The organism is Streptomyces kebangsaanensis, assembly GCF_001906585.1.
Classification (GTDB): domain Bacteria; phylum Actinomycetota; class Actinomycetes; order Streptomycetales; family Streptomycetaceae; genus Streptomyces; species Streptomyces kebangsaanensis.
Genome location: NZ_JUJA01000014.1, coordinates 7,315 through 18,560, shown reverse-complemented (window position 1 = coordinate 18,560; position 11,246 = coordinate 7,315). Strand labels below are relative to the sequence as shown.

Below are 11,246 nucleotides of genomic sequence, written 5' to 3'. Positions count from 1 at the left end.
GTCCTTGAGCTCCAGCAGGAGCTTCTGGGCGCCCTTCTTGCCGATGCCGGGGACGGCGGTGAGGGCCTTCTCGTCACCGGTGGCGACGGCCCGGCGCAGGGCGTCGGGGGTGTGCACGGCCAGCATCGCCTGGGCGAGCCGCGGTCCCACTCCGCTCGCGGTCTGCAGCAGCTCGAAGACCTGGCGTTCGTCGTCGTCCGCGAAGCCGTACAGGGTCAGCGAGTCCTCCCGCACGACGAGGGAGGTGGCGAGCTTGGCCGGCCGGCCGAGGCGGAGCGCGGACAGCGTGTTCGGGGTGCACTGCACGGCCATGCCGACACCGCCGACCTCGACCACCGCGGCGTCGGGGGCGAGTGCGGCGACGGTGCCGCTGACGAAGGCGATCATGACGTACGGCCTTTCGTTGTCGTCGGTGCCGCGGCCGCGTGCAGGGCGACGGCCCGCTGGAGCCGGTTCTGCGCGGGGGCGCGCCAGATGTGGCAGATGGCGAGGGCGAGGGCGTCGGCGGCGTCGGCCGGCTTCGGGGGCGCGTCGAGCCGCAGCAGCCGGGTGACCATGGCACCGACCTGTGCCTTGTCGGCGCGGCCGCTGCCGGTGACGGCGGCCTTGACCTCGCTGGGGGTGTGCAGGGCGACGGGAATGCCGCGGCGGGCCGCGCAGAGCATGGCCACGGCGCTGGCCTGGGCGGTCCCCATGACGGTGCGCACGTTGTGCTGGCTGAAGACGCGTTCCACGGCGACGCATTCGGGCCGGTACTCGTCCAGCCACCGCTCCAGGCCCTGTTCGACGGCGAGAAGGCGGTGGCTCAGGTCGGCGTCCGCCGGAGTGCGCACGACACCGACGCCGAGCATGGTCAGCGGCCGGCCCGCGACCCCCTCGACGACGCCGACACCGCAGCGGGTCAGCCCCGGGTCCACCCCCAGTACGCGCACGCGTCTCCCTCCCAGCAATCGCCTGTTCGTGCAGGCTATCGGGTGCCACTGACAACGCCCGCAAAGAGACGGGCCGGCGGGAGTGACCCACCGACCCGTCGGAATCCCGCGAGGCTCGTGGCAGCGCTATGCGCCGACCTTCTCCATGATCTCGTCGCTGACGTCGAAGTTGGCGAAGACGTTCTGCACGTCGTCGCTGTCCTCGAGCGCGTCGATCAGCTTGAAGATCTTCTTGGCACCCTCCTCGTCCAGTTCGACCTGCATGGTCGGGACGAAGTTGGCCTCGGCGGAGTCGTAGTCGATGCCCGCGTCCTGGAGGGCGGTGCGGACCGCGACCAGGTCGGTGGCCTCGCTGAGGACCTCGAAGGACTCGCCGAGGTCGTTGACCTCCTCGGCGCCCGCGTCCAGGACGGCGGCCAGGACGTCGTCCTCGGCCAGCTCACCCTTGGGGACGATCACGACGCCCTTGCGGTTGAAGAGGTACGACACCGAGCCGGGGTCGGCCATGGAGCCGCCGTTGCGGGTCATGGCGACGCGGACGTCCGAGGCGGCACGGTTGCGGTTGTCGGTGAGGCACTCGATGAGCACGGCGACACCGTTCGGCCCGTAGCCCTCGTACATGATCGTCTCGTAGTCGGCGCCGCCGGCCTCCAGGCCCGCGCCGCGCTTGATCGCCGAGTCGATGTTCTTGTTCGGGACCGACTGCTTCTTCGCCTTCTGGACGGCGTCGTACAGCGTCGGGTTGCCGTCCAGGTCGGCGCCGCCCATGCGGGAGGCGACCTCGATGTTCTTGATGAGTTTCGCGAAGAGTTTGCCGCGCTTGGCATCGAGGACGGCCTTCTTGTGCTTCGTCGTGGCCCATTTGGAGTGGCCGGCCATCTTCCTGTCTCCTTCGCGTAACCCGTCTCTGTCCGAACGCAGGAATCCTACAAGGACTCCGGTGTCCGGTTCGCGCGCACCATGTCGACGAACAGGGCGTGCACCCGGTGGTCGCCGGTCAGCTCCGGGTGGAACGACGTGGCCAGCGCGTTGTCCTGGCGGACCGCGACGATGTGGCCGTCGTGCTCGGCGAGCACCTCGGTTCCGGCACCGACGGACTCGACCCAGGGCGCGCGGATGAAGACACCCTCCACGGGACCGCCCGCGACGCCCTTGACGTCGACGGCCGCCTCGAAGGACTCGTTCTGCCGCCCGAAGGCGTTGCGGCGCACGATCATGTCGATTCCGCCGACGGTCTCCTGGTCCGCGCGCGGGTCGAGGATCTTGTCGGCGAGCATGATCATGCCGGCGCAGGTGCCGTAGACGGGCATGCCGTCGCGCACGCGCGCGCGGAGCGGGTCCATCACACCGAAGAGGACGGCCAGCTTGGAGATGGTGGTGGACTCACCGCCGGGGAGGACGAGACCGTCGACCTCGGCGAGTTCCTCGGGGCGCCGCACCGGCCTGGCCACGGCGTCGGCCGCGGCCAGGGCGATGAGGTGCTCCCGTACGTCGCCCTGGAGGGCCAGGACGCCGATGACAGGGGCTTCGTCGGTCATGGGGTGGTTACCAGCCGCGGTTGGCGTAGCGCTCGGACTCGGGGAGGGTGTCGCAGTTGATGCCGACCATGGCCTCGCCGAGGTTGCGGGACGCGTCCGCGATGATCTTCGGGTCGTCGTAGAAGGTGGTGGCCTTCACGATGGCGGCGGCGCGCTTGGCCGGGTCGCCGGACTTGAAGATGCCGGAGCCGACGAAGACGCCCTCGGCGCCGAGCTGGCGCATCAGGGCGGCGTCGGCGGGGGTGGCCACGCCGCCGGCGGAGAACAGCACGACCGGGAGCTTGCCGAGCTCGGCGACCTCCTTGACCAGCTCGTACGGGGCGCGCAGCTCCTTGGCGGCGGCGTACAGCTCGTGGTTGTCGTAGCCGCGCAGCCTGGCGATCTCGTTCTTGATCTGGCGCAGGTGGCGGACGGCCTCGACGACGTTGCCGGTGCCGGCCTCGCCCTTGGAGCGGATCATCGCGGCGCCCTCGGCGATGCGGCGCAGGGCCTCGCCCAGGTTGGTGGCACCGCAGACGAAGGGGGTGGTGAAGGCCCACTTGTCGGAGTGGTTGACCTCGTCGGCCGGGGTGAGGACCTCGGACTCGTCGATGTAGTCGACGCCGAGGGACTGCAGGACCTGGGCCTCGACGAAGTGGCCGATGCGGGACTTTGCCATGACCGGGATGGAGACGGCGTCGATGATGCCCTCGATCATGTCCGGGTCGGACATGCGGGCCACTCCGCCGTCCTTGCGGATGTCGGCCGGGACCCTCTCCAGGGCCATGACCGCGACGGCGCCCGCGTCCTCGGCGATCTTCGCCTGCTCCGGCGTGACGACGTCCATGATCACGCCGCCCTTGAGCTGCTCGGCCATGCCGCGCTTCACGCGCGCGGTGCCGGTCTCGGGGGTCTGGGCGGAGTCGGAAATCGTGGTGGACACGGGTGACCTCACTCGGGTGGAAAAAGGGGTTTGGTGCACCGCCGAGGAAACGTGAGCGGACCAGTCCACGGCAAGGGCCAATGGGAAGCCGGTGGATCCTTTTCCCTCCGGGGTCCTGGGGACGGACGCCGCACCCGTTCCTGGGGCTCCGTTCCTGCACCTCCAGTTCCCCACCCTCCCGTCCGTCTCGGTGGGAGGAAAGGTGCCGTTCCGGGACTCCGCCCCAGGCCCCGACGGGGCTCCGCCCCTGCACCCCGGCGGGGACTCCACCCCCTCATCCCGGCGGAGGTTTCGCCCCCTGCACCCCCAACCCGGCCGCCCGGCCCGCCCGTTGCGGTGGGGCGGCCACCGGCTCGGGGCGGGAGGTGCGCCCCGAGCCCCGAGCCCCGGTGCGAGCGCGAAAAGCGAGCCGGATCGTAGGGGTCTCCGGACGCCTGCGTCGTGAGGTCGGTCAGGCCGGGCGGTCCGACAGTGCTGCGGGTGGTTCGTCGTCCATTTCGAAGGCCATCGGGAAGGGGGCGTGTCCGGCCAGACGGAACCAGCGGACCTTGCGGTGCTCGCGGAGTCTGCGGGCCGCGCCGACGGCGTCGTTGTGGAAGCGGCGGGCCATCGGCACCCTGCGCACGGCCTCGGTCAGCTCGCGGGCCGCCTCCTCTCCCCCGGGCGCCTCACGGACCGCCTCCACCTGCTGCACCTCGGCGAACACGGCCCGCAGGGCCTGGCTCAGCTCGCTCTCGGCCACCTCCCGCTGGTCCTCCTCGGCCTGCCGGGCGGCGTGCGCGGCCTCGTAGAGCACGATCGAGGCGGCCGGGTCGAGCACTCCGGAGGTGGCCAGCTCCTGGGTCACGGAGGCGCGGCGCAGCAGCTGGGCGTCCAGTGCGGCGCGGGCCGCGTCGATGCGGGCGTGCAGCCGGTCCAGCCGCCCCGCCGTCCAGCTCAGGTACAGGCCGACGGCGACGAGCGCGACGAGGATCCAGATGAGGGTTGCGGTCACAGGCGGCAAGGCTATCGGCCCGGGTGGCCTCGCCCGCACACTCCCCCGGGCGTCAGTCCCGTGCCAGGCCCAGCCGTGCCCGCAGACCCGTCGCCCGCTCGTCCGCCGCCACCGCCGCCGCGCCCGCCGTCACCGTCTCGTAGACGGACAGGATGTCCGCGCCGACCGTCGACCAGTCGAAGCGGCGGACGTGGGTGCTGCCGCGTTCGCGGAGTTCGGCGCGGCGGTCGGGGTCGGCCAGGAGGCGTACGGCCGCTTCGGCCAGGGAGTCGGCGTCCTCGTTGGTGAACAGCTCGCCGGCCTTGCCCTGGTCGAGGACCTGGGCGAAGGCGTCGAGGTCGGCGGCGAGGACCGGGGCGCCGGCGGACATGGCCTCGACGAGGATGATGCCGAAGGACTCGCCGCCGGTGTTGGGGGCGACGTAGAGATCGACGCTGCGCAGGAAGCGGGCCTTGTCCTCGTCGCTGATCATGCCCAGGAACTCGACGCGCGAGCGCAGTTCCTCCGGCAGTCCCTCCACCGCCTCCTTCTCGTCGCCGCGGCCCGCGACCAGCAGGCGGGTGTGCGGGCGGGCGGCGAGGATCGCCGGCAGGGCCCGCATCAGGACGGGCAGGCCCTTGCGGGGCTCGTCGATGCGGCCGACGAAGCCGATCGTGTCCCCCTGCCACTCGGGTCTGGGCTCGGCCCGGGCGAAGAAGTCCACGTCGACGCCGTTGGGGATGACCACCGCGTCCCCGCCGAGATGCTCGACGAGGGTGCGCCGGGCGTACTCGCTGACCGCGATCCGGGCGCTGATCTTCTCCAGGGCGGCCTGGAGGATCGAGTACGCGGCGATCATCGCCCTCGACCTGGGGTTCGAGGTGTGGAAGGTGGCGACGATCGGGCCCTGCGCCGCCCAGCAGGTCAGCAGCCCCAGCGACGGCGAGGCCGGCTCGTGGATGTGGATCACGTCGAAGCGGCCCTCGTGCAGCCAGCGCCGTACCCGGGCCGCCGACAGGAAGCCGAAGTTGAGCCGGGCCACCGAGCCGTTGTACGGCACCGGGACCGCGCGGCCGGCCGAGACGACGTAGGGCGGCAGCGGGGTGTCGTCGTCGGCGGGGGCGAGCACGGACACCTCGTGGCCTAGGGCGATGAAGTATTCGGCCAGGTCGCGGATGTGGAACTGGACGCCGCCCGGCACGTCCCAGGAGTACGGGCAGACGATGCCGATCCTCACGCCCCCTCCCCGTCCGCGGGGCGGGGTTCCAGGTCCGCGAGCCACAAACGCTGCAGCATGTGCCAGTCCTCCGGATGCTCGGCGATCCCCGTGGCGAAGGCGTCGGCCAGTGCCTGTGTCATGACAGACGTCCTCTCGGCCCGCGTACCTGTCCCGGGTACCTCGATCGGGGGGTGGATGCGGCCCCGCATCACGGGCGAGTCGTCGTACCACAGCGTGACGGGCAGCAGCAGGGCGCCCGTCTGCTGGGCGAGCAGGGCGGGCCCGGCGGGCATCCGGGCCGTCCCGCCGAAGAACTCCACCTCCACTCCGGAGGCGGACAGGTCACGGTCGGCGACCAGACAGACCAGTCCGCCGTCGCGCAGCCGCCGGGCCAGCGTGCCGAACGCGGAGCCGCCGCTGTGCGGCAGGACCTCCATGCCCAGGCCCTCCCGGTACGCGACGAACCGGTCGTAGAGCGTCTCGGGCTTCAGACGCTCGGCGACGGTCGTGAACGGCGTCTTCAGCTCGGTGGTGACCCAGGCGCCGGCCAGGTCCCAGTTGGCCAGGTGGGGCAGGGCGAGGACGACACCCCGGCCGGCCGCGAGGCCGTCGGTCAGGTGGTGCAGGCCCTTGGGGTCGAAGCCGGTCCTGATCCGCTCGACGCTCCAGGCCGGCAGCCGGAAGGACTCCATCCAGTACCGCAGGTACGAGCGCATGCCCGCGCGCGTGAGTTCGGCCAGGCGCTCGGGAGTCGCGTCGGGCACCACGCGCGCGTAGTTGCTCTCCAGCCGCTTCACGCCCTTGCCGCCCTGCTTGAAGGCGAGGTCGGCGATGACGCGGCCCAGCCGCACGGCGACCGGTTCGGGCAGCTTCTTGACCGTGCCCCAGCCGAGGCCGTACAGCGCGTCGGTGAGCCGCTCCTGGACGCTCGCCCCGCTCATTTCGCCGCCTCGCTCCCCTGCTCCGGCAGGGCCTCGGCGGCCTCCGCCTCGGCCGACTCGCGGCGGACGGTGACGACCCGCTGGATCAGCGTGACCAGGCTGCCGGCGGCGACGATCCACAGGGCGACCGGCAGCAGGTACTGGATGCCCGGCACACCGAACTTGTGCAGGCCCGCGAACCCGGCCGCGACCAGCGAGATCACCAGTCGTTCGGCCCGCTCGACCAGGCCGTTGACGGCGACGGGCAGGCCGATCGACTCGCCCCGGGCCTTGGTGTACGACACGACCTGGCCACTGGCCAGACAGAAGATCGACACCGCGCACAGCACGTTGTTGTCGCCGTGCCCCGCGTACCACAGGGCGAACCCGCCGAAGATCGCGCCGTCGGCGACCCGGTCGAGCGTGGAGTCCAGGAAGGCCCCCCAGCGGCTGGAACGGCCCAGCTGGCGTGCCATGTTGCCGTCGACGAGGTCGGAGAACACGAACAGCGTGATCACGACCGTGCCCCAGAAGAACTCGCCCCGGGGGTAGAAGACCAGCGCGCCCGCGACCACTCCGGCCGTCCCGATCAGCGTGACCGTGTCCGGGCTCACGCCCCGGCGGATGAGAAACGCGGCGAACGGGGTGAGGACACGCGTGAAGAATGCACGCGCGTACTTGTTCAGCATGGCCTTCCCGAGGGTCGGTGTTCGCCGGGCGGCCCCTGCTGGCCACCGGCTGGCCCATCGTAGTCACGCACGCGCCCGCGCGAAGGCCGGGCACCCGCGCCCCCAGGGCCTCTCGTCCGGATCGGGCCGGGCTCGCGACCGCCGGTGGACGGCGGGATCGGGTCCTTCGTATGGACGCAGCGTGACGGGAGTGGAAAGCTCGAAGGACCGCGGGCGATCGCAGGAGCCGCCAGTGACGCGGTGCCGCGTGTCCGCGCCCACAGCGACCTCACCGTGCACGGGAGGCAGGATCATGGGCGACAAGGCGCAAGCACACCCCGGAGCCGCCGGCAGGGCAGTGGCGGCCGACCATCCCGCGTCCATACGGAATGTGGTGCTGGTCGGCCACTCCGGATCGGGCAAGACGACTCTGGTGGAGGCTCTCGCGCTGACGGCGGGAGCGGTGAACCGGGCGGGCCGCGTGGAGGACGGCGGCAGCCTCTCGGACTACGACGAGATCGAGCACCGGCAGCAGCGCTCGGTGCAGCTCTCCCTGGTGCCCGTCGAATGGGACGGCATCAAGATCAACCTTCTGGACACCCCCGGCTACGCCGACTTCGTCGGGGAGCTCAGGGCCGGTCTGCGCTCCGCGGACGCGGCCCTGTTCGTCGTCTCCGCCTCCGACGGCGTGAACGGCTCGACCCGCATGGTGTGGGAGGAGTGCGCGGCCGTCGGCATGCCGCGCGCCATCGTGATCACGCATCTGGAGGCCGCCCGCGCCGACTTCGAGGAGATGACGCGGGTGTGCGCGGAGGCGTTCGGCGCGGACGACCCCGACGCCGTACTGCCGCTGTACCTGCCGCTGCACGGACCGCAGGGCCACGACGGGCACGCGCCCGTGACCGGGCTGGTCGGGCTGCTGACACAGAAGCTGTTCGACTACTCCGCCGGGGAACGCAAGGAGTCCGAGCCCGGCGAGGACCAGCTGCCGCGGCTGGAGGAGGCCCGCAACCGGCTGATCGAGGGGATCATCTCCGAGAGCGAGGACGAGACCCTCATGGACCGCTACCTCGGCGGTGAACAGGTCGACGTCAGGACACTGATCGAGGACCTGGAGCGGGCCGTCACGCGCGGGGCGTTCTTCCCCGTTCTGGCCGCCGCCCCCGCGGCCGACGGCGCCAAGCAGGGCATCGGCACGGTGGAACTCCTGGATCTGATCGTCCGCGGCTTCCCGACCCCGCTGGAGCACGAGGCGCCCGCTGTCACCACCATCGACGGCAAGCCCCGCGAGCTGAAGCCCTGCGACCCCGACGGGCCACTGGTCGCCGAGGTCGTCAAGACCTCCTCCGACCCGTACGTCGGCCGGATCTCCCTGGTCCGCGTCTTCTCCGGCACCCTGCGACCCGACGAGACGGTGCACGTCTCCGGGCACGGACTGGCCGACCGCGGGCACGAGGACCACGACGTCGACGAGCGCGTCGGCGCCCTGACCACACCGTTCGGCAAACAGCAGCGCCCGGTGACGCACGCCGTCGCGGGCGATCTCGCGTGCGTGGCGAAACTGGGCCGCGCGGAGACCGGCGACACGCTCTCCGCCAGGGACGACCCGTTGCTGATGGAGCCCTGGCAGATGCCCGACCCGCTGCTGCCGCTGGCCATCCAGGCGCACAGCAAACCGGACGAGGACAAGCTCTCCCAGGGCCTGGCCCGGCTGGTCGCGGAAGACCCGACGATGCGCCTGGAGCAGAACCAGGACACCCACCAGGTCGTGCTGTGGTGCCTGGGCGAGGCGCACGCCGACGTCGCCCTGGAGCGGCTGCGCAGCCGGTACGGCGTCCAGGTCGACGTCGTACCGCACCGGGTCTCCCTGCGGGAGACGTTCGCGAACAGGTCCGCCGGGCGCGGCCGGCACGTCAAGCAGTCCGGCGGGCACGGGCAGTACGCCATCTGCGAGATCGAGGTGGAGCCGCTGCCGGGCGGCTCGGGCATCGAGTTCGTCGACAAGGTGGTCGGCGGGGCCGTCCCACGGCAGTTCATCCCCTCGGTGGAGAAGGGCGTCAGGGCCCAGGCCGCCAAGGGAGTCGCCGCCGGCTACCCGCTGATCGACGTCCGGGTCACGCTCCTCGACGGCAAGGCCCACTCGGTGGACTCCTCCGACGCCGCGTTCCAGACGGCCGGCGCGCTGGCGCTGCGGGAGGCCGCGACCGACGCCAGGATCCACCTGCTGGAACCGGTCGCCGAGGTGACCGTGCTGGTCGGCGACGACTACGTGGGCGCCGTCATGAGCGACCTGTCCGGCCGGCGGGGCCGACTGCTGGGCACCGAGCAGGTGGGCAACGGCCGCATCCTCGTCCGGGCCGAGGTACCCGAGATCGAGATCGGCCGGTACGCGGTCGACCTGCGCTCCCTGTCGCACGGCACGGCCCGCTTCGACCGCCGCTACGTACGGCACGAGCCGATGCCGCCGCAGGTGGCCGACCGGGTCCGGCAACAGGAGCGCGAGGCCTCGTAGTCGACGCGCCACGGTCGCGCCGGGCGCACGACCCGGGCGCCGGAACGCTTCGTTCCGAACAGGCGGACGGCTCCGGCCGTCCGCCTCCCCGCATCAGTGGCTCCCGATACCCTGATGACCCGATCAACAGGTGTGCGGGGCAGGGAAGTCGGGAATGCCGCAGGACAGGTGCGGCGGCAAGGGGGTGGCAGTGGCGGACGAATTCGATTTCAGCCCAGGGGCACAGGTGCCCCTGTCCGGGGCGGCGGGGCAGACGGCGGCGACCTACGCCCTGGCCTCGGCGGCCTACCGGGACGACGAGGTCACCAAGATCCTCGAAGCGGACAACGAATGGCACAAGTCGACGGTCAAGCCGCCGCGCCCCTGGGCGAAGATCTTCCGGCCCCGGCTCGGTGAGGCCTTCTCCCGCGCGGTGATCGACCGCATGCTGGGCGCCGGACGCGCACCGCTCATCCAGTCCTTCGGCATCGAACCCCAAGTCGTGGTCGAACACTGCCTGGCCGCCCACCGCATCCGCCGGGAGCGCGACAACTGGCTCACGGCGGTGACGGTGCTGTGCGGAGTGCTCTTCCTGCCCGGCTTCCTCATGTGGCTGCTGGTGTTCACCCTGCGCACCAACGTCAGCAGGCGGGAGGACAAGCGGGCCGGCGCCCTCGCCACCGCCCTGCTGGTCGCCGTGGGCACCCTCGCCGTGCTCTTCCTGGTCAAGATGCCCTTCACCGGCTTCTGGGCGTGGTACGCGCGCGCGGCGATCGTCCTGCCGGTCGTCGGCTGGTTCTGGGCCAAGCGGATCTGCGAACGCTCGGCACACCAACTGCGGGAGCAGTGGACGGCCCTGCTCTCCGGCGGCGGCGTGGGGGCGAAGATCCCCGAGGCCGTACCGGGCAGCCCCGGCGACGCGGCCGAGCAGGTACGCAAGGAACTCGCCCGCCTCAGCGCCGAACAGCGGTCCAACTCCGTCTTCTACGCCGGCCCCAAGGGCATACTCGGCATGGGCACGCGCTGGGGCAGCTGGCAGCTGGCCGAGGAACTGTCCTCCGCCGAACCGGGCAAGGAGTTCCACCCCTTCCGCAGCTGGGACGTCATCACCGCGATCCAGGGCGGCCTGGCGATGCTGGAACGCACGCCCATCAACACCGGCGGCTTCCCCAAGCCGTCCGTCACGCACTGGATCGTCACGCCGATCGGGGAGAAGGCGACCGAGGTCTCCCGGCCGAGCGGCACGGACGTCGACACGTACACGGTCAAGACGCACGCCATACAGGACATCTGCAACAAGCAGCAGTTCGGCAGCGGTGACCGGCACTACCTCGGCGTGCAGTGGACGCTCTGGGACGGCCACCTGGTGATCACCATGCTGGTCACCGTGACGGTGCTGCACGACACCCTGCGCATCGAGGTCACCGGCCACGCCCTGGGACCGGTCAACCCCCTGTTCAACGGGAAGCCGGCGGCCAAGGAGAAGACGGTCCAGAAGTCGCTCCGGTTCTGGGAGACCCGCACCGTGAAGCTGCCCCTGGTCGACACCGACGAGGTGGTACGGCTCGCCGCCCGCGCCCCCC

9 protein-coding genes and 2 pseudogenes are annotated in these 11,246 nt (G+C 71.5%); 2 read left to right on the top strand and 9 right to left on the bottom strand.

The genetic code is table 11. The annotated features are described in order from the left end of the window. The 9 genes and pseudogenes from ruvA to pgsA form a co-directional block, all read right to left on the bottom strand. Positions 1 to 387 (bottom strand): Holliday junction branch migration protein RuvA (ruvA, locus tag RH94_RS41855; RefSeq protein WP_234425444.1); only part of this gene is annotated, 387 nt, incomplete at its 3' end. Continuing rightward, on the bottom strand, positions 384 to 932 hold the full coding sequence (gene ruvC, locus RH94_RS01320; RefSeq protein ID WP_073945836.1) for a crossover junction endodeoxyribonuclease RuvC: 549 nt from the start codon (positions 930 to 932) through the stop codon (positions 384 to 386). The genes ruvA and ruvC, both read right to left, overlap by 4 nt. 126 nt (positions 933 to 1,058) lie before the next feature. Next, the gene (locus RH94_RS01315; protein WP_073945835.1) at positions 1,059 to 1,811 is read right to left on the bottom strand and encodes a YebC/PmpR family DNA-binding transcriptional regulator; all 753 of its coding nucleotides are present in this window, start codon (positions 1,809 to 1,811) and stop codon (positions 1,059 to 1,061) included. A gap of 47 nt (positions 1,812 to 1,858) precedes the next feature. Beyond that, complete coding sequence (gene pdxT / locus RH94_RS01310) at positions 1,859 to 2,470, bottom strand: pyridoxal 5'-phosphate synthase glutaminase subunit PdxT (RefSeq protein ID WP_073945834.1); 612 nt, start codon at positions 2,468 to 2,470, stop codon at positions 1,859 to 1,861. A gap of 7 nt (positions 2,471 to 2,477) precedes the next feature. Beyond that, complete coding sequence (gene pdxS / locus RH94_RS01305; protein WP_234425445.1) at positions 2,478 to 3,326, bottom strand: pyridoxal 5'-phosphate synthase lyase subunit PdxS; 849 nt, start codon at positions 3,324 to 3,326, stop codon at positions 2,478 to 2,480. Between the two features lie 517 nt (positions 3,327 to 3,843). Then, the gene (locus RH94_RS01300; protein ID WP_073945832.1) at positions 3,844 to 4,395 is read right to left on the bottom strand and encodes a LemA family protein; all 552 of its coding nucleotides are present in this window, start codon (positions 4,393 to 4,395) and stop codon (positions 3,844 to 3,846) included. A 43-nt stretch (positions 4,396 to 4,438) separates the two neighbouring features. Then, positions 4,439 to 5,602 (bottom strand): glycosyltransferase family 4 protein, encoded by a 1,164-nt coding sequence (locus tag RH94_RS01295; protein WP_073945831.1) that lies wholly within the window; start codon positions 5,600 to 5,602, stop codon positions 4,439 to 4,441. After that, positions 5,599 to 6,525 (bottom strand): phosphatidylinositol mannoside acyltransferase, encoded by a 927-nt coding sequence (locus RH94_RS01290; protein ID WP_073945830.1) that lies wholly within the window; start codon positions 6,523 to 6,525, stop codon positions 5,599 to 5,601. The genes RH94_RS01295 and RH94_RS01290 overlap by 4 nt, the downstream gene beginning before the upstream one ends. Beyond that, positions 6,522 to 7,251 (bottom strand): annotated as a pseudogene (pgsA, locus tag RH94_RS01285) (phosphatidylinositol phosphate synthase). The gene RH94_RS01290 and the pseudogene pgsA overlap by 4 nt, the downstream one beginning before the upstream one ends. A gap of 234 nt (positions 7,252 to 7,485) precedes the next feature. Here pgsA and RH94_RS01280 point away from each other — a divergent pair. Both RH94_RS01280 and RH94_RS01275 read left to right on the top strand, forming a co-directional pair. Next, the gene (locus RH94_RS01280; protein WP_073945828.1) at positions 7,486 to 9,684 is read left to right on the top strand and encodes an elongation factor G-like protein EF-G2; all 2,199 of its coding nucleotides are present in this window, start codon (positions 7,486 to 7,488) and stop codon (positions 9,682 to 9,684) included. A 154-nt stretch (positions 9,685 to 9,838) separates the two neighbouring features. Continuing rightward, positions 9,839 to 11,246, top strand: a pseudogene (locus tag RH94_RS01275) (hypothetical protein); the annotation flags it as partial.